Origin of the sequence: Cohnella massiliensis (genome assembly GCF_900169535.1) — a bacterium.
GTDB lineage: Bacteria > Bacillota > Bacilli > Paenibacillales > Paenibacillaceae > Cohnella > Cohnella algarum.
In genome coordinates, this window is record NZ_LT821259.1 from 1630922 (window position 1) to 1649724 (window position 18803).

20 protein-coding genes and 1 tRNA gene are annotated in these 18803 nt (G+C 58.6%); all 21 read left to right on the top strand.

What is annotated here, in order from left to right; genetic code table 11:
• The first annotated feature begins 246 nt into the window (after positions 1-246).
• The 21 genes from B7E11_RS21380 (at position 247) to trpE (ending at position 18785) form a co-directional block, all read left to right on the top strand.
• Complete coding sequence (locus tag B7E11_RS21380) at positions 247-1395, top strand: sugar ABC transporter substrate-binding protein (RefSeq protein ID WP_080838670.1); 1149 nt, start codon at positions 247-249, stop codon at positions 1393-1395.
• Positions 1396-1506: 111 nt separating this feature from the next.
• Positions 1507-2991 carry a sugar ABC transporter ATP-binding protein gene (locus B7E11_RS21385; RefSeq protein ID WP_080838672.1) on the top strand — a complete coding sequence of 495 codons (1485 nt, stop codon included), beginning with the start codon at positions 1507-1509 and terminating at the stop codon, positions 2989-2991.
• 2 nt (positions 2992-2993) lie between these two features.
• Positions 2994-3980 (top strand): ABC transporter permease, encoded by a 987-nt coding sequence (locus tag B7E11_RS21390; RefSeq protein WP_176220845.1) that lies wholly within the window; start codon positions 2994-2996, stop codon positions 3978-3980.
• A 135-nt stretch (positions 3981-4115) separates the two neighbouring features.
• A complete protein-coding gene (locus B7E11_RS21395; protein ID WP_080838679.1) occupies positions 4116-4388 on the top strand; it encodes an HU family DNA-binding protein in 273 nt (90 codons plus the stop codon).
• Positions 4389-4472: 84 nt separating this feature from the next.
• Positions 4473-4549, top strand: a tRNA-Pro gene (locus B7E11_RS21400).
• Between the two features lie 138 nt (positions 4550-4687).
• Positions 4688-4915, top strand: coding sequence for a trp RNA-binding attenuation protein MtrB (gene mtrB, locus B7E11_RS21405; protein WP_080838682.1), 228 nt, complete (start codon positions 4688-4690; stop codon positions 4913-4915).
• Positions 4916-4994: 79 nt separating this feature from the next.
• Positions 4995-5540: a hypothetical protein gene (locus B7E11_RS21410; protein ID WP_139787274.1), complete on the top strand. Its 546-nt coding sequence runs from the start codon at positions 4995-4997 to the stop codon at positions 5538-5540.
• 99 nt (positions 5541-5639) lie between these two features.
• The gene (locus tag B7E11_RS21415; RefSeq protein WP_080838687.1) at positions 5640-6515 is read left to right on the top strand and encodes a heptaprenyl diphosphate synthase component 1; all 876 of its coding nucleotides are present in this window, start codon (positions 5640-5642) and stop codon (positions 6513-6515) included.
• 5 nt (positions 6516-6520) lie between these two features.
• The gene (locus B7E11_RS21420) at positions 6521-7240 is read left to right on the top strand and encodes a demethylmenaquinone methyltransferase (RefSeq protein WP_080838690.1); all 720 of its coding nucleotides are present in this window, start codon (positions 6521-6523) and stop codon (positions 7238-7240) included.
• Positions 7237-8112 (top strand): UbiA-like polyprenyltransferase, encoded by an 876-nt coding sequence (locus B7E11_RS21425; RefSeq protein WP_080838693.1) that lies wholly within the window; start codon positions 7237-7239, stop codon positions 8110-8112. Before B7E11_RS21420 ends, B7E11_RS21425 begins: the two co-directional genes overlap by 4 nt.
• The gene (locus B7E11_RS21430; RefSeq protein WP_080838695.1) at positions 8106-8735 is read left to right on the top strand and encodes a UbiX family flavin prenyltransferase; all 630 of its coding nucleotides are present in this window, start codon (positions 8106-8108) and stop codon (positions 8733-8735) included. The genes B7E11_RS21425 and B7E11_RS21430 overlap by 7 nt, the downstream gene beginning before the upstream one ends.
• Positions 8728-9606, top strand: a complete 879-nt coding sequence (locus B7E11_RS21435; RefSeq protein ID WP_080838697.1) for a menaquinone biosynthesis protein — start codon at positions 8728-8730, stop codon at positions 9604-9606. Before B7E11_RS21430 ends, B7E11_RS21435 begins: the two co-directional genes overlap by 8 nt.
• Before the next feature lie 4 nt (positions 9607-9610).
• A complete protein-coding gene (locus B7E11_RS21440; RefSeq protein WP_080838698.1) occupies positions 9611-10585 on the top strand; it encodes a polyprenyl synthetase family protein in 975 nt (324 codons plus the stop codon).
• Positions 10586-10635: 50 nt separating this feature from the next.
• Entirely contained in the window at positions 10636-11079 is a 444-nt protein-coding gene (gene ndk, locus B7E11_RS21445; RefSeq protein ID WP_080838700.1) for a nucleoside-diphosphate kinase, read from the top strand.
• Between the two features lie 31 nt (positions 11080-11110).
• Positions 11111-11926 (top strand): CheR family methyltransferase, encoded by an 816-nt coding sequence (locus tag B7E11_RS21450; RefSeq protein WP_080838701.1) that lies wholly within the window; start codon positions 11111-11113, stop codon positions 11924-11926.
• Positions 11927-11978: 52 nt separating this feature from the next.
• Positions 11979-12140, top strand: coding sequence for a hypothetical protein (locus tag B7E11_RS29715; RefSeq protein ID WP_176220846.1), 162 nt, complete (start codon positions 11979-11981; stop codon positions 12138-12140).
• 136 nt (positions 12141-12276) lie between these two features.
• Positions 12277-13446, top strand: a complete 1170-nt coding sequence (gene aroC, locus B7E11_RS21455) for a chorismate synthase (protein WP_080838703.1) — start codon at positions 12277-12279, stop codon at positions 13444-13446.
• Positions 13446-14567 carry a 3-dehydroquinate synthase gene (gene aroB / locus B7E11_RS21460; protein ID WP_080838704.1) on the top strand — a complete coding sequence of 374 codons (1122 nt, stop codon included), beginning with the start codon at positions 13446-13448 and terminating at the stop codon, positions 14565-14567. The genes aroC and aroB overlap by 1 nt, the downstream gene beginning before the upstream one ends.
• Entirely contained in the window at positions 14564-14938 is a 375-nt protein-coding gene (gene aroH, locus B7E11_RS21465) for a chorismate mutase (RefSeq protein WP_080838706.1), read from the top strand. The genes aroB and aroH overlap by 4 nt, the downstream gene beginning before the upstream one ends.
• Positions 14939-15745: 807 nt before the next feature.
• Entirely contained in the window at positions 15746-17038 is a 1293-nt protein-coding gene (gene ltrA / locus B7E11_RS21470) for a group II intron reverse transcriptase/maturase (RefSeq protein WP_080838708.1), read from the top strand.
• 175 nt (positions 17039-17213) lie between these two features.
• Positions 17214-18785, top strand: a complete 1572-nt coding sequence (trpE, locus tag B7E11_RS21475) for an anthranilate synthase component I (protein WP_080838710.1) — start codon at positions 17214-17216, stop codon at positions 18783-18785.
• Positions 18786-18803: the final 18 nt, after the last annotated feature.

Sequence of the window (18803 nt, forward strand, 5' to 3'; positions counted from 1 at the left end):
GGACGGGAAAAATGCGAAGGCAGTTGAAGGTGACGATCACGGGCGAAAGGCAGCCGCCCCTATAGCCGCGTAATTCGCGATTTTAGACAAAACTATTGAAACTTCGACAAAATTCTCATAAAATCGGATATTGTTAGTTGTCATTCGATAATTTATATAAAACCGATTGACATAGTTGGTAATAGAGGATATAGTAACTATTGCAAACTAGAGTACTCGGACTTTCTTGGGGGAGGAACAAACGAAATGAAAACCAAAACTCGTTATAGCGCATGGATTGCGCTGGCCATGGCGCTCGTGCTGGCGCTAACCGCTTGCGGCAGCCAAGGCAACTCGAACGGAGGCGCCAGCCCTTCGGCATCTTCGCCCGCGGCATCGCCTTCCGAATCCGCATCGCCGTCCGGCTCGGCCGAAGCGCTGCCCGCCGACGTCGAAGCGCTGAAAGGCAAAAAAATCGCGCTCGTCATGCAATTTATGCAAGGCACGTTTTCCGCTCAATACGTCGACGGCGTCAAAAGCCAAGTCGCGAAATACGGCGGCGAATTGACCGTATTCAACGCAAACGGCGATCTGAACGTCATGGCTTCCAACCTGGACAACGCGGTGAACCAGAAGTTCGACGGCATCCTGATCGACCACGGCAATGCGGAGGCGCTCGGCGCCGGCGTGCAGAAGGCGGTTGCGGCAGGCATTCCGGTCGTGGAGTTCGACGCCGGCCTGGAAGTCGAAGGCGTCACCAGCGTCGCGCAGAACGACAAGCTGCTCGCGCAAAAAACGTTGGAACAGCTCGCCAAGGACGCGGGCGGCAAGGGCAACATCGTCAAAATTTGGGTGGCCGGCTTCGCGCCGATGGAACGCCGTCAGTCCGCATACGCGGAATTTTTGGCCGCCAATCCGGACATCAAGGAAATTTCCGGCTTCGGCCAATTCGAAAACGCCCAATTGAACGCGCAAACGCAAATGGAAGCGGTATTGAAGCAAAATCCGGAAAAAGGCAGCATCACCGCCGTCTGGGCCGCTTGGGACGAATTCGCCAAGGGCGCGGCTACGGCGATCAAGCAAGCGGGACGCACGGAAATCAAGCTGTACGGCATCGACCTGACGGACGAGGACCTGGCCCTGATCCAAGACCAGGACGGCGCTTGGGTCGGCAGCGCGGCGGTCGATCCGAGCTCGATCGGCGTCGTGCAAGTCCGCTACTTGTATCAAAAGCTGCACGGCGACACGACCGATGCCCGCGTCGAGCTGGAGCCGGTATACGTGAGCCGCGACGCGCTGCCGAAGGACAAGCAGGTGACGACGGCGGAGCTTTCCGAGTATATCCCGGAATGGGGCCAAACCGAAACCGGGAACACGGATTACCTGAAGCAGCTCGAGCAATCCGTAGGCGCATAATTGCAGAAGTTGCTCATTCGGAGCCGGCGCGGAATTTTTCCGCGCCGTTTCCTGCTGTCCGGACCATGAGAAGGAGGGGAATTACGAGTGTCTAAGCGAAGCGGGCTTGAAATGAAACGCATCTCCAAATCGTTTTCCGGCGTTCCGGCGCTGGCATCGGTCGATTTCAGCGTGCAAGGCGGCGAAATTCACGCGCTGCTCGGCGCGAACGGCGCGGGCAAAAGCACGCTGATGAAGGTGCTGTCCGGCGCGTACGAAGCGGATGACGGCAGCATCGAGCTGAACGGAGAGAAGCTTTCGGTCGGATCCCCCGCCGATGCGAAAGCGGCGGGCATTCACTGCGTTTACCAAGAGGTCGATACGTCCCTCGTTGCCCATATGACGGTGGCCGAAAACATTTACCTGGACAGGCTGGCTTCCTCGCGCGGCGGAGCGTTCGTCAAATGGAGCGGCATGTTCGACGCTGCCGAGAGCACGATGCGCCAGCTGGGGCTGGATATTCCCGCGCGCAAGCGGGCCGGCGAGCTCAGCCTCGCCGAGAAGCAGCTCGTCCTGATCGCGCGGGTGCTGGTGGAGGAGGCGAAGGTCGTCATTTTGGACGAGCCTACCGCTCCGCTGAGCATCGAAGAGGCCGAGCGGCTGTTCGTCATCATGAACCGGCTCAAGTCCGCGGGGATCGCGGTCATTTTCATTTCGCACCGGCTGCCCGAAGTGTTCCGCATGTGCGACCGCATTTCGGTCATGCGGGACGGCCGGATGATCGTCACCGAGAAGACGGACAAGCTTGCGCCTCCCGACGTCATCCGGGCGATGCTCGGCCGAAGCTTCGAAGAGGAATATCCGAAGCGCGAAGCCGCCATCGGCGAAAGGCTGCTCGAGGTCAAGGGGCTTGCGGCCGGGCGAAGGGTGCGCGGCGTGAACTTCGACGTCCGCAGGGGCGAAATCGTCGCGATCGTCGGGCTCGTCGGGGCCGGAAAGACGGAACTGTCGCGCCTGCTGTTCGGCGCCGATCCGGCCGACGAAGGCCGCGTCGAAATGAACGGCAAGCCGGTGGACTTGTCTTCGCCCGCCGCGGCCTTTCGGGACGGCATCGTTCTCGTTCCGGAGGAGCGGCGCAAGGAAGGCATTCTCGTGAAAGAGTCGGTGCTGCGCAACCTGAGCCTTCCGGTGCTGCGTACGATCAGCCGTCTGGGCGTCCTTTCCCCGGCGGTCGAACGGAACTATGCCGACGGCCTTATCGGACGGCTCGGCATCAAGGCGAGCTCTCCGTCCCAATTGACGGGCACGCTCAGCGGCGGCAATCAGCAAAAAGTCGTCATCGGCAAATGGCTTCAAACCGATGCCGAGCTGTTCGTGCTGGACGAGCCGACGAAAGGGGTGGACGTCGGCGCGAAGCGGGACATTTTCAATATCATCGGCGATTTGGCTCTTCAGGGCAAAGGGGTGCTGTACTTGACCTGCGAATTTGCCGAAGCGCTCGGCCTTGCCGACCGCATACTCGTCATGTGCGACGGGCGCATCGCGAAACAATTCGCCCGCGGAGAGGCGACTCAGGAAGACTTGCTTTATTATGCCAGCGGCGGCCAGGAGGAATGAAAGTGAAAAACAAGGTGCTGGATTTTTCGTTCAAATACGGGGCGCTTATTTTCATCGGCGTCATTTTGCTGTTTTTCTCGCTTTACAATCAATATTTCTTCACCTATTCGAATTTGACCGACATTCTCCGGTCGATCTCGATCGTCACGTTCGTCGCCATCGGGGTGACGATTTCGCTTATGGTGGACGGCTTCGACCTGTCCGTCGGTTCGACGGTGTCGCTTTCTACGGTCGTCACCGCCACGCTCATGATCTGGTACGAAATGCCGCTCGTGCTCGTCATCGTGATTCCGCTGCTCGTCGGCGCGGCCGTCGGTCTGCTCAATTCGCTGCTCATCGTCAAAATCCGGATTCCGGATTTGCTTGCGACGCTCGCGGTCATGTACATCATCAGCGGTCTTCACCGGACGTATACGAAGGGCTACTCCATTTACAACAACATGCAGCTGACCGACGGCTCGAAAGCCCCGGGCAAAATGTACGACTCGTTTTTGTGGATCGGGCAAGGCAAGCTGCTCGGCGTCCCGTTTCCGGTCATTCTCATGATCGTTGCCGTCGCGGCGGCGCACCTGTTTTTCAAATATACCCGCTGGGGCAGGCAGCTGATCATGACGGGCGGAAACGAAGAGGCGGCGCGCCTGTCCGGCCTCAAGGTGAAACGCGTGCGGATGTGGGCATACGTCGCCTCCGGCGTGTTCGCCGCGATCGGCGGCATCCTGTTCGCCTCCCGCGTCGGCAGCGGCCAGATCGACGCCGGAGCCCCGCTGCTGATGGAGGCGGTCGCCGCCGTGTTCGTCGGTTATTCCGTTTTCGGCGCGGGCCGGCCCAATATCATCGGCACGTTCGTCGGGGCGGTGCTGACCGGCATTTTGATCAACGGCCTGACGATGCTGAACGTGCAATATTACGCGACGGACATCGTCAAGGGCGGCGTGCTCGTGCTGGCGCTTGCCGTCACCTTCATTCACCTGACCCGGCGAAAATCCTGATCCGCGCAAGGGGCGCGACGCCGCCGAACGCCGAACTTCGCGTCCCGCTTGAAACTTCGCCGCCGTTGTGTGTATAATTTCTGATGAAACGGATAAACAGTTAACAGGCCAGTATCCGCCCGGGGAGGTGAAAGCATGAACAAAACCGAACTGATCGCCAAAGTATCCGAACTGGCCGATCTGTCCAAGAAGGATGCAACCCAAGCGGTTGACGCCGTATTCGATGTCATCTCGGAAGCGCTCCAAAAGGGAGACAAGGTCCAGCTCGTCGGCTTTGGCAATTTTGAGGTGCGCGAACGTTCCGCCCGCAAGGGGCGCAATCCGCAGACCGGCGTAGAAATCGAAATTCCGGCAGGAAAAATTCCCGCATTCAAGCCGGGGAAAGCGCTCAAAGAAGGCATCAAATAAAAATTCGGCTTTTGCTTAGTTTTGTGATGGTTTCAGGGTTGCGAAAAGCCGATGTCCTGTGCTATAATCACTCTCGTATTCTTTCGGGGTATAGCGCAGACTGGTAGCGCGCACCCTTGGGGTGGGTGAGGTCGTGGGTTCAAATCCCGCTACTCCGACCATGACATACTTACACAGAACTGCTTTTTCGCGGGCTTCGCGGAAAGGCAGTTTTTGTTTGACAGAGAGAAACGCATCCCTCATCATGGGACATGATAGAAAGATAAAGAATAGCTAAAGAAAAGGGAGGGGAAGGGAAGATGGAGTCTGTTCCCGCTCAAGGAGAATACATCGTAGTCAAAGCCAAGGAAAACGGCGTCAACGTGATCGGCCTTACCCGAGGCCAGGATACCCGGTTCCATCATACGGAAAAGCTGGACCGCGGCGAAGTGCTGATCGCGCAATTTACCGATCATACGTCCGCGATCAAAATTCGCGGCAAAGCGACGGTCATGACCAAGTACGGAGTGGTCGAAACCGACGTTTGACAGATCTCTCTGTCATAGCTTCTCCTTTCGCGATGTACAATGAGAATGGGACAACATCGCGGCAAGGGGAGGGATGGCGTTGAGCTTTCTGCGAGCGTGGCTTGGACTTGCCGCGTTTGGATTCGTTTTGGCGGTCGCGCTTGGACAATTCGCGGCGCGGGAGCCTTTGGCCCGGGACGCCGGGGAAAGCGCGGCCGTGTTTACGCCGATTCGCGTCTCGAAAATGTCGGACGATACGATCGTGGATGCGTTTATCAAGCTTCCGTTTGCCAACCGTTTGACTCGGGTCATCTGGGAGAACGGCATCCTTTCCGTCGATTTGACGCTTTCGCCGGAGTCGGATCGGCCGGAGCGGCTGTGGAACGACGTCCGGCAAATCGTCGGCTTGTCTTTCGAGCGCATGCCGAATGTCCGCCAGGTGCTGCTCCGGTTTTTCCGGGAAGACGAACGCGGCCGAACGCTGCTCGTATCCGCCGATTCGCGCGCCGGCGACTGGACCGCTTCGGATCTTGCCGGGCTGGACCGCGAGGCGGCAGGGGAACGCGCGCCCGCCTGGACGGAGAAGCTGAGGCTTTCCTGGACGACGGATGGAAAACGCTGGGCTGGAAATATTACAAATGAATGAAACCTGCCATGCAGTTATGCGGGGGAACGGCAGGTATGTTATAATAGATGAAATTTAAGAGAACGAATGGTTTGCTGCGGATGCTCGGAGGCATAAACGATGACACGTAACCGATTGGCACAAATGGCCGGGAAATATATGGAATACGATATGATCCAGATCCATACCGAGCTGCCGGAATTTCCGGAAGCGCGGATCCGTTTGCTCCATGCGATGCTTGCGTACCAAGCGGAGAGCGCGCAGCACAGGGAACTGCTCGCGATCGTCGCCTCGCTCGCGCAGATGGGACTCGACACGCACGATCTGGTGGAGAACGAATCCGCCGCGGAACGCGGCGGATTGCTTGTTATGCGCGCGAGGCAGCTTAAGGTGCTTGCGGGCGATTATTTCAGCGGCCGCTTTTACCATTTGCTCGCCCAGGCCGGCCAGGTCGATATGATTCGCCGGATCGGGGATGCGATTTGCGAGCTGAACCGGATCAAAATCGGGTTCTACGCGAAGATGAGACAGATGAAGCTGAACGCGGAAGAGTATTTGACTCACGGGGCGGAATTGAAATCCGGCTTGTTTTTGTCGTTTAACCATCTGATGACCGGCCTGTACGAACGGCTGTGGCCGGAAATCATGGACCGGTTCAGCCGCTGCGAGCTGCTTCTGCAGGAGCTTGGCAAGCTGGAGAAACCGACCGACCTGAGCGGCAGCTGGGGGTTTTGGCACGTGCTGGAGGAAGGCGCCGACGAGGATAGACGGGCGCTCGAGGAGAAGCGGGAGGACGCCGGCCTTCTCCGCCAGCTCATGGTCAAATATTCGGTATCCGAAAAGCTTTCCGGCATGCTGCATCAAACGGCGATGCAATTGCAGAGCCTGCTGGCGCGGATGCCTTCCGACAAACTCGCGCAGGAATTGGCTCCGCTGGTCGCCCCGTTTTTCCGGGCGGCGGCGCCCGTATCCGCAGCAGCTACCGAATTGGGGTGAACCGAATGGATGCCGAGTCCAAACAAAACCATGTCCATTCCGTATTCGAGAGCATCGCGCCTCAGTACGATAGAATGAACGATATATTGAGCTTCCGCAGGCACAAATCGTGGCGCAAGTTCACGATGCGCAAACTCGCGCTGAAGCCCGGCGAGACCTCGCTCGACCTGTGCTGCGGCACGTGCGACTGGACGATCGCGCTGGCGCAAGCGAGCGGCACCGGCCGCACCGTCGGGCTCGACTTCAGCAACAACATGCTGGAAATCGGGCGGGCGAAAGTGAAGAAGCTCGGGCTGGACAAGCAGATCGAGCTGATCCAGGGCAACGCGATGTCCCTTCCTTTTCCCGACGATTCGTTCGATTACGTGACGATCGGCTTCGGCCTTCGGAACGTGCCCGATTACATGCAAGTTCTGAAAGAGATGAGGCGGGTCGTGAAGCCGGGCGGAAAAATCGTCTGCCTGGAGCTGTCGAAGCCCGAAAAGCAACCGTTCAAAGGCATTTATTTTTTCTACTTCGAAAAGCTGCTTCCGCTGCTTGGCAAGTGGATCGCGAAACGCTACGAGCAGTACCGTTGGCTGCCCGAGTCGCTCGCGACATTTCCCGATATGCAGGCGCTTGCCGAGATGTTCCGCGAAGCCGGCACGCGCAACGTGCGCGTTTACCCGCTGACCTTCGGCATCGCGGCGCTTCATATCGGCACGAAAGGGAACGAACATCCATGATCCGCAAAATTCGCATCTTCCTTGAAATGATCAAAATCGAGCACACGCTGTTCGTGCTTCCGTTCGCTTACATCGGAACGATTCTCGGCGCCGTCACCGAAAACGGCGCGCTGCCGACGTGGGCCCAATGCGGATGGATACTGCTCGCGATGGTGGGGGCTCGTTCGGCCGCCATGGGGCTGAACCGCGTCATCGACAAAGCGATCGACGCGCGCAATCCCCGAACGGCCAATCGGGCGATTCCGGCCGGCTTGCTGAAATCGGCCGAAGTCCTCGTTTTCATCGTCATTTCGTTCGTCTTGCTGTTCTGGGCCGCATCCCAGCTCAACAGCCTCGCGGTCAAGCTTATGCCGATCGCCGTCTTCATGACCGTTTTTTATTCCTATACGAAACGATTCACCTGGGCTTGCCATTTATTTCTCGGCTTGACGCTCGGCCTGGCTCCGCTCGGCGGATGGGTGGCGGTGACCGGAACGATTTCGCTGCCGGCTATCGTGCTGTATTTGTCCGTGGCGTGCTGGACGGCGGGATTCGATATCATTTACGCCTGCCAGGACATGGAGTTCGACCGCAAGGAAAAGCTCCACTCCATTCCCGCCCGTTTCGGCATCGCCGGCGGGCTGCGGTTCGCGCGTTTTTTGCATCTCCTGACGTTCGCGGGCTTCGCGGCGCTGATCGCGCTGACGGATTTGAGCTGGTGGTACTTGGCCGGAATCGTCGTCGCCGGGGCGCTGCTCGTCTACGAGCACCGCATCGTCAGCCCGAACGACCTGAGCAAGCTTAACAAGGCGTTCTTTACGATGAACAGCGTCCTCAGCATGGTGATGTTCGTCTTCACCTTCGTCGATCTCGTGGTGGTGCGCGCATGGTAAGGGCCGAACACGGGGAAGGCGCGCGTCGCTGGGTCGTCGGAATTACCGGAGCGAGCGGGGCGATTTACGCGGTGACGCTTTGCCGCGAGCTTCTCGCTTCGGGCTATCATTTGCACGTCGTCATTTCCGAGGCGGGGTGGCGGGTGCTCAAGGAAGAGCTCGGCTGGAACGCGACGAAGCGCAAAGAATCGCTATATCGGGGACTCGGAGTCGAAGAAGGCGACCCGCGGCTGACGTTCCATCCCCCGTCCGATATCGGGGCTTCGATCGCAAGCGGATCGTTCCGCGTCGAAGGCATGGTCGTCGTGCCGTGCTCGATGGGGACGCTGTCGGCGATCGCGCACGGGTCGTCGGACAATTTGCTGGCTCGCGCCGCCGACGTCATGCTCAAGGAAGGGCGGCCGCTTCACCTGGTGCCCCGCGAGACGCCTTTGCACGCGATCCATCTGGAAAACATGCTGAAGCTTGCGCGTCTCGGGGTGCGGATCGTGCCGGCGATGCCGGCGTTCTATTACGGGCCGCAAACGCTCGAGGACGCGGTCAGGTTCATGGTGGGCAAGGTGCTGGACGGCATGGGGATTCCGCACCATCTGTTCAAAAGGTGGGGAGAGGCCGATGAATAACGCCCGCCGCCCGCTTCGCGTAGGCCGCATCGATTACGCCAACGTGTGGCCGGTGTTTCATTATTTCGATCCGGCGCGGCTGAATGGCGAAATCGAAACGGTGCGCGCCATGCCGGCGGAGCTGAACCGGAAGCTGCGCGAGGGCGAGATCGATATTTCCGCCGTTTCCTCGTTCGCGTTCGGCTTGTCCGCCGACGATTACTGGCTGCTGCCCGATCTGTCCGTCAGTTCCCTGGGCCGGGTGCAATCGCTGCTGTTGTTCCTGAAAAAACCTCTCGCCCAGGCGCTGAACGGAAGGATCGCGCTGACGACGACTTCGGCGACGACCGTAAATTTGTTGAAAATCATCGTCGAGAAATTTTACGGAGGCCGACCGACATACGAAACGGCGGAGCCTTCGCTTGAGGAAATGATGAAAGAGGCGGACGCCGCGCTGCTCATCGGCGATCACGCGATCCGCGCCTCGTGGCAGAACCATGGCTACCAGGTCATGGATTTGGGGGAAATGTGGCGGGAGCGGACCGGCCATTGGATGACGTATGCGGTTTGGGCGGTCCGCCGGGATGCCGCGGCGGCCAACCCGGAAGCCGTTCGCGATATCTACCGCGAATTCGTTCGTGCGAAGGAGCTCGCGGCGCGGCGGCCGGAGCAGCTGATCGCAGAGGCCGTCCTCCGCATCGGCGGAGACGAAACGTACTGGAAAGGTTATTTCGACGGATTGAGCCATGATTTCTCCGCTTCGCAGCGGGCGGGACTTCAGCTCTATTTTCGTTACGCGAAGGAGCTCGGCCTGATGGACAAGGCGGTGACGCTGTCCGAATGGTCCGAATCCGTTTCGGCCGACGCGGCCGGTATCCGATACCAAGGGTGAATTTATGAAATTAATGCAGCTGTACGCAGCGATGAGAAAAGACCTGAACGCGATCGAAGACACGCTCGCCCAAAGCGTCGCCTCGGAGATGCCGCTTCTGAACGAATCGGCCCAGCATCTGCTGAAGGCCGGCGGCAAGCGGCTGCGTCCGGTTTTCGTCCTGCTCGGGGGGAAGTTCGGCGACTATTCGCTAGACCGGCTGAAATACGTGGCGGCTTCGCTGGAATTGATCCATATGGCGTCGCTCGTGCACGACGATGTCATCGACGACGCCGAGACAAGGCGGGGGCAGCCGACCGTCAAAGCGAAATGGGACAACCGGATCGCGATGTACACGGGCGATTACATTAACGGCAAGGCGCTCGTCGTGGCAAGCGAATTGAACGACCCGCGGATTCACCAGATTTTATCTTCGGCGATCGTGCAGATGTGCATCGGGGAAATGGAGCAAATCCGCGATTTTTTCAACACGGAGCAAACCGTCCGCAACTACTTGCTCCGCATTCGCCGCAAGACGGCGCTGCTCATCGCGATCAGCTGCCAGTTGGGGGCGATCGCGGCGGGCGCTTCGAAGGAAGTGAGCGGCGCGCTGTACCGTTTCGGGTACCAGGTGGGGATGGCTTACCAGATTACGGACGATTTGCTGGATTTGTGCGGTACGGAAAAAACGATCGGCAAGCCGCCGGGAAGCGATTTGCGTCAGGGAAACATCACGCTGCCGGTCATGTACGCGCTGCAGGAACCGGACATCCGCCCGGCCTTGCTTCGGGAAATCGAACGGATCCGGCAAAGCGAGAACGAAGCCGACTCGAAGCAAGCGGTGAAGCTCGTCCGCGCAAGCGGCGGCATCCGGGAAGCGGAGCGGCTTGCGGATCGCTTTATCGCCAAAGCGTTAAAAGCGCTGGAGGCGATTCCGGACATCCCGGCCAAAAAAAATCTGGCCGATATCGCGAAGTTCGCGGCCGAGCGAAAATATTGAAAATATGGTAAACTCTTTTCAAGACGGATTCCGGGGAGGGAAATAGCGTCATGGAACGGACATATGTGATGGTCAAGCCCGACGGCGTGCAGCGAGGACTCATCGGCGAAATCGTCGGACGTTTGGAGAGAAAGGGATTGAAGCTCGTCGGAGCCAAGCTGATGCAGGTGACGCCGGAGCTGGCGGCCCGCCATTACGCGGAGCACGTGGGCAAAGATTTTTACGCGCGGCTTATCGAGTTTATCACCTCGGGACCGGTGTTCGCCATGGTATGGGAAGGCGATCAGGCGGTATCGGCCGCCAGGCAGCTGATCGGCAAGACGAACGGGCTGGAAGCGGCCCCGGGGACGATTCGGGGGGACTTTGCCTTACATACGAATTACAATCTCGTTCACGGCTCCGATTCGGTTGCGAGCGCGGAACGGGAAATCGGCATTTTTTTCGCCGAAAGCGAGCTTGCTACATACGAGAAAGCCGTTCAAATCTGGATTTGACGGCATCCACGCGGGGAGAGTATGAACGGGCATGACTGAATGGGGGACAAGCAAGGCGCCTCGGTCTGCGGAGGACGAAGATTTTGCCCGCTTTGTGGCCGACATCCGGAAAGCGACATCGATCGATTTGTCTCAATACAAAGAGACGCAAATGCGCAGGAGATTGACGACGCTGCGGCTCAAGCACGGCTTTCTGGACTTCGCTTCCTATTTCAAGGCGCTCATGAGCGACAACAGGCTTCACAACGAGTTTTTGGACCGGATGACGATCAACGTTTCCGAGTTTTGGCGCAATCCGAATCGCTGGCAGGTGCTGAAGGACAAGTTTTTGCCGGCCATGCTGAAGAACAATCCCCGTTTGAGTATTTGGAGCGCGGCTTGTTCGACCGGCGAAGAGCCGTATACGATCGCCATGATTCTCGATTCGCTTCGCGCGCTGGATGCGTCCAGCGTGCTGGCGACGGACATCGACGACGGGGTGCTGGCGAAGGCGAAGGCCGGCGTTTATTTGGAACGGTCGCTAAGGGACGTGCCTCCGGAATTCGTCCGGAACTATTTCCGGGAGGCGGACGGGGCTTATCACGTGAGCGACCGCCTGAAAAAGGCGGTCCGCTTTCAGAAGCAGAACCTGCTGCTCGACCGGTTCGGCGACAATTACGATCTGATCGTCTGCCGCAACGTCATGATTTATTTTACGGAAGAGGCGAAGCAGGATTTGTACAGGAGGTTCGCTCAGGCGCTCAAGCCCGGAGGACTGCTGTTCGTCGGGAGCACCGAGCAAATTTTTTCCCCGGGGCAGTACGGGCTCGAAACGTCGGAGACGTTTTTCTACCGCCGTTCCGTATGAGCTTGGGGGCGGCGCGCGATACTATGGATAACCTAACGTCCCGGAGGGATTCATGGACAAGCGCAAAGTGATCGAAGCTTATCGCCGCCGCTTGATATCTTCGCAGGAATGCGCGCAAATTCTCGGCCTCGACAACGTGGCATTGATCGGTTTTTTGCGCGAGACGCCGCAGAGCCGTCCCGATATCGCCAAGCAGCAGCCCGTCCGCACGTGACGGGCTGTTTTCTTGTCAAATTCTTCGGGGCTGTACTATAATGAGCAAAGACGTTTACAGGACGCCATTACGAGCGATTGCCGGCGGTGCAAGGAACCGGGGTGCGGCTCGATTGAATTTTAGGAGGTCACTACAGTTGAGTTTACGTTATTTGACCGCGGGGGAAACGCACGGTCCGCAGCTTACCGCCATAATCGAAGGATTGCCCAGCAATTTGGAACTGGATTTCGAAGCGCTTAATTTTCAACTGCAGCGCCGGCAGAAGGGCCACGGCCGCGGGCGGAGAATGCAAATCGAAAAGGACGAAGCTCAAATCGTAGGAGGCGTCCGCCACGGCAAAACGACCGGGGCGCCGGTCGCGCTTGTCGTTGCGAACAACGACTGGAAGCATTGGACGGCTGTCATGAACATCGAGCCGATCGAAGGCAGCGACGAAACGAAGCGCCGGGTTCACCGTCCGCGTCCGGGGCATGCGGATTTGAACGGCGGTTTGAAATACAATCTGAAAGACCTGCGCAACGTGCTGGAGCGGTCCAGTGCGCGCGAGACGGCGGCCCGCGTCGCGGTCGGCGCGGTGGCGCGCCAGCTGCTCGCGCAATTCGGCATCAAGGTCGCCGGCCGCGTCGTTTCCATCGGCGGCATCCGCGCCCCGCTGCCGGAAATGCCGATCGACGAGCTGATCGAGCGGACGGAGCAATCGCCGGTTCGCGTCGCGGACGCGGAATCCGAGCAGCGGATGATCGAGCTGATCGACAAAACGAAGGCCGACGGCGATTCGATCGGCGGCGTCGTCGAATGCATCGTGGCGGGACTTCCGGTCGGCCTGGGCAGCCACGTTCAGTGGGACCGCAAGCTGGACGGGCGGATCGCGCAAGCGGTCGTCTCCATCAACGCGTTCAAGGGCGTGGAGTTCGGCATCGGCTTCGAGGCAGCCAATCTTCCGGGCTCGCAGGTGCACGATGAAATCATGTATTCGCCGGAGCGCGGCTATTACCGGGCTTCCAACCGGCTCGGCGGCTTCGAGGGCGGGATGACGAACGGGGAGCCGATCGTCGTGCGCGGCGTCATGAAGCCGATTCCGACGCTGTACAAGCCGCTGCAAAGCGTCGATATCGACACGAAGGAACCGTTTACGGCCCAGGTCGAGCGTTCGGACGCGTGCGCGGTTCCGGCGGCGAGCGTCGTCATGGAAAGCGTCGTCGCCTGGGAAGTCGCCAAAGCGTTCCTCGAGAAATTCGGCGGCGATTCGATGGAGGAAATCCGGGCGAATTACGACCGCTACTTGGAACAGGTGGCGGAGTACTAATGGCGGGGGAGACGGGAATTCGGGAGCTGAAGGTGGAGCTTGGCGACAGATCGTATCCGATCCTGATCGGAAGCGGGCTTCTCCGGCAATCCGGAACGTTGTTCAAGGAGCGGGGCTTTCCGGCGAAATCGCCGATTTTGCTCGTGACGGACGCCGCGGTGGAACATTTGTACGCCGGCACGGTGGAACAATCGCTGCGCGAGTCGGGGTATGCGGTCGCTAGAGCCGTCGTGCCTTCGGGCGAGAAGTCCAAATCGCTGACGGCTTTCGACGATCTGATTACGGCGGCTCTCGAAGCGGGACTCGACCGCAAGTCGACGGTCGTCGCGCTCGGGGGCGGGGTCGTCGGCGATCTTGCCGGGTTCGTTGCGGCCTCGTATATGAGAGGGGTCCGCTTCGTGCAAATGCCGACGACGATTCTGGCGCACGACAGCAGCGTCGGCGGAAAAGTGGCGGTCAATCACCGCCTGGCGAAAAATATTATCGGCGCCTTCCATCAGCCGGATTTCGTCCTGTACGATCTGGACACGCTCGTCAGCCTTCCGGCGCGGGAAGTGAGCGCCGGCTATGCGGAAGTCGTCAAGCACGGGCTGATCTGGGACGCGGAGTTCGCGCGCTGGTGCGGCGACAACGCCGAGCGTTTGATGAGGCTGGAGCCGGACGCGCTCGGACGCGCGCTTTACGAAGGCTGCCGCGTCAAATCGATTGTTGTGTCGAAGGACGAGCGGGAAAACGATTTGCGCGCCATTCTCAATCTCGGCCATACGATCGGCCATGCGCTCGAAGCGGTAGCGGGTTATGGCGAGCTGCTGCACGGCGAGGCGATCGCGATCGGCATGGTCGGTTCCGCCCGTCTTGCCGCAAAGTTCGGATATGAGGCGAGCATCGAGACGGAGACGGAATCGCTCATGCGCAAGTTCGGCCTGCCGGTGCGGATTCCGGAAGCTTACGACACCGACGCGATCATGGCGGTGATGATGCACGACAAAAAGTTCAGCGAAGGAAACATGGTGTTCGTCGTGCCGACGGCGATCGGAACGGTCGAAATCCGCAACGACGTCCCGGCCGTCTGGGTCCGCGAAATCGTGGAAAGCTTGAAAGGAGAATCCGTACGAAGATGAGCGTAAGGGGAATCAGAGGCGCGATTACGGTCGAAACGAACGAAACGCAGCCGATTTTGGACGCCACGCTTGAGCTGCTGAGAGCGATCGTCGAGGCGAACGGGACGGCTCCCGAGGATATTTGCAGCATTTTCGTCACCGTGACGCAGGATTTGGATACGGCGTTTCCGGCGAAGGCGATCCGCATGCTGGAAGGCTGGGAATACGTTCCGCTCATGTGCTCGGTGGAAATTCCGGTCAAGGGCGGCCTGGAAAAATGCATCCGGCTGATGGTTCACGTCAATACGGACGTTCCGCAGTCGGAAATTCATCATGTGTATTTGGGAAGGGCGCAGGCGCTCAGGCCGGATCTGGCCGAATCGAAGGGCTGATCCGTTGACGCAAGCGGCGCGCAATGCTATAGTGATGGTATGACTTGGCGCGGAACCTTCGGCCGCAGGGACGAAAACTTACGCGAAAGTCCATGAACGACGAGCAGAGACGAGATGAGCGGAGTTGCCGGCGAACGGGAATCGGACGATTTTCGCTTCGTAGTCGGCAAGGAGTGGCGGCCGTATGTCCGGAACCGGGCATGGCGGATTTCAAGCCCTCATATACCCTTGTCTACGGATGCATCTCTGCGAAGCGGAGATGCTTTTTTCATGCTCGGCGTGCCCAGCTAAGCACGCATCTTCTAGCCGGTGAAAGTCCGGTCACAGGAGGGGCCAAGCCCCTGTGTAGCTAGGATACCTGCGTATGGCGAAAGCTGTGCGTAGAAGCGTATCGACGAAAGTACCTGTCGGAGACAGGGCGAGCAACATGTCAGGCCGTAACATAAAGTGAATCCTGCCGCGTCGTCAAAAAGGCCTCGCAAGAGGGAAAAGAGGAAGCCGAGCCCCGCGAGCATGGGCGAAGGCCATGGAAGCTGATAAGAACTTGGAGCGTCAGCGAAGAATCCTCCGGCGTAGAGGGATCGGCATGGGATGAAAGAGGATGCAGTGAACTGGGGAGACCCTCCCCTGCACGGAGATTTTTTTTTTCGAAACCGTAAAGAGACGCTCTATAAGCCAAAAGGTGAAGTGATCCGTCTGCAGGAAGGGAGTCCGAGGGGCGAATAGTACCGGGGAACGCAGGACAACACAACCTGCGGGAGGGAAGGCGCCCTGCTTTGTTCAAGCTTCACAAGGAGGTACGAGTGAGTGAATGCCAGAAGGCTAACGACACCAACAGAAAAAGTTCAACAACTCCAAGAGAAGCTAGGTCATGCGGCCAAGACGAGCAAGAGCAGAAAGTTCCATGCACTGTACGACAAAGTCCATCGATTGGATGTGCTACAGGAAGCGTGGCGGAGAGTACGGGCAAACAAAGGAGCGGCAGGCATCGACGGTGAAACCTTGGCAGATATAGCGAAGATGGGTGAAGACCGATTCGTAGCGGAATGCCGAGAACGGCTCCAGAAGAAGTCCTACCGCCCCCAGCCCGTGCGCCGTCACTACATTCCGAAGAAAGACGGACGGAAACGCCCGCTCGGCATTCCAACGGTAAGGGACCGCGTCGTGCAAATGGCAACGAAACTCATAGTGGAACCGATCTTTGAAGCCGATTTTCAGGAATGCTCGTTTGGCTTTCGACCGAAGCGAGGCGCAAAACAAGCGCTGGAGCGAATCCGTAAAGCCTGCAACCGCAAAGGCAATTGGGTGGTCGACGTCGACATCCAAGGCTACTTCGACAACATTAACCAAGAGAAGCTCATGAAACTGGTAGAAATGCGAATCAGCGACAGACGCATTCTCAAGCTCATTCGGCAATGGCTCGGAGTAGGAGTGACGGAGGAAGGAACGGTCAGACGTTCCGATCTGGGAACGCCGCAGGGCGGGGCGATCTCGCCGCTACTGGCGAACATCTACCTGAACTACTTCGACCGATTGTGGGAAAAGCATGGCAAAGAGGCCGGGGAACTCACGCGGTACGCAGACTACTTTGTCGTCGTGTGCAAGACAAAGAAAGATGCGCTCCATGGGTACAAACTCATTCAAGCGATAATGGAGCGTCTGGAACTGACTTTGCATCCGGGAGAGACGCGGTGTGAGGGAACATGGACGGGGGAAGCAGGGTGTGACGACCTCGGCATGCACCACCGGAAGACGAAAGCAGAAACGGGGCAGAACCGCGTGTACTATACGACGCAACAATGGCTCTGTGTTAAAGCAGAGAAACACATTCGGGAAGTCGTTAAAGAACGACTCGCGCCGCCGAAAATGCGGCACGTTTCGTTCCAAGAACATGTGGACTGGCTCAACCTGAGAATCCAAGGCTGGAAGAACTACTATTCGACGCCATACAGTTCCAAATGGATGACAAAGTTAGATGGGTACATCCGCACAAGGCTAACGAAGTGGTACGCAAAGAAGCGCCAGCGTAGTCGCTGGCGCAGTTCTGGAAATGAGGTTAAGTTGCTCTGCCAAATGTATGGACTCAAGACGCTTTTGTAAGTCGCACGCACATGAATGACGAACATCGGAAAGCCGTATGAGGGAAAACCTCACGTACGGTTTGATGAGGAGGGGCTGAATTTATTTCAGTCCTTCACTCTAGCTTTGACGAACGGCCATTAGCGAGCTTCGGCCGGCTTTGCCGGACGAAAGCTTGGAAAGGGGAGAAAAAGAAATGGAGCAGCGCGCGCAGGAACTGAAGCAGGTCATTCGCCTCGCAAGCGAGTACAACGTCATTCCGGTCGCCAGACGCCTGTTGGCCGATACCGAAACGCCGATTCGCGTTTTTCAGCAATTGAGCCGGGACCGCAGAGCTTTTTTGCTCGAAAGCGTGGAGGGCGGCATTAAATGGGCGAGGTATTCGTTTATCGGAACCGATCCCTTTTTGACGCTGAAGCTGAAAAAAAACAAGGTTACGTTGGAGGAGGGCGGCCGGACCGAATCGTTTGCGTCCGATAACCCGCTGCAGCTGCTGCGAGAGAGACTGCGGGCGTACCGCTCTCCCGCGCTGCCCGAACTGCCTCCGTTTACGGGAGGCGCGATCGGCTTCTTCGGCTACGATTTGCTGCAGTATTACGAACGCAAGCTGCCTTCGCATCGCGTGGACGACCTGGAGATGGACGACATGCACTTCATGTTCTGCGACCGGATCGTCGTGTTCGATCATTTCAAGCAGCAGGTGCTCGTCATCGGCAACGTGCATGTTCCCCAAGGGGCGTCGGATGCGCAAATCGAGGCGGCTTACGACGACGCTTGCGCGGGACTCGACGAGATGATCGCTCGTTTAAGGCAGCCGGCGCTTTCGTCGCCGGCCCCGACCGGGACGCCTCCGTCCGATCCGGAGCTTGGCGACATCCGCTCCAATTTGACCCGGGAGCAGTTTATCGCAAACGTCGAGAAAGCGAAGGAATACATCCGCGCGGGCGATATTTTCCAGACGGTGCTCTCCCAGCGGTTCCATATCGAAACCGAAGTCGATCCGCTCCAGGTATACCGGATGCTGCGGACGATGAACCCTTCTCCGTACATGTACGTGCTGAAGCTGGGCGAAGAGGTCATCGTCGGCACGTCGCCGGAGCTGCTCGTCAAAGTCGACGGCGGCCGCGTGGAGACGCGCCCGATCGCCGGAACGAGACCGCGGGGCAAAACGCCGGAGGAAGACGAGGCGCTGGAGCGGGAGCTTCTCGCGGACGAGAAGGAGCGGGCCGAACACGTCATGCTCGTCGATCTGGGCCGCAACGATTTGGGCCGCGTATCCGAATTCGGCAGCGTCAAATGCGACGCCTACATGGAAATCGAGCGATACTCCCATGTCATGCACATCGTGTCCAACGTGACCGGCAAGCTTGCCAAGGATAAAGATTTTTTCGACGCCTTCCTGTCGTGCCTGCCGGCCGGTACCGTATCCGGCGCCCCGAAGCTGAGGGCGATGGAAATTATCGCCGAACTGGAAAACGAGGCGCGAGGAGCCTATGCCGGCGCGATCGGCTACCTGGGCTTTTCGGGCAATCTCGACACCTGCATCACGATCCGGACGATCATTTTCAAGCATGGCAAAGCTTACGTCCAAGCCGGGGCGGGCATCGTGTGGGATTCCGTGCCGGAGAAGGAATACGAAGAGACGGTCAACAAGGCGAAAGGCATGCTCAAGGCGATTCGCGCGGCGGAGGCGGTGTTCGCGCCGGCTCCGGCCCGGAAGCTGGCTGCCGCGGCGTACGACCGCCGCACCAATCTCGACTACGATTGAATCTTGGAGGGCGAAAAG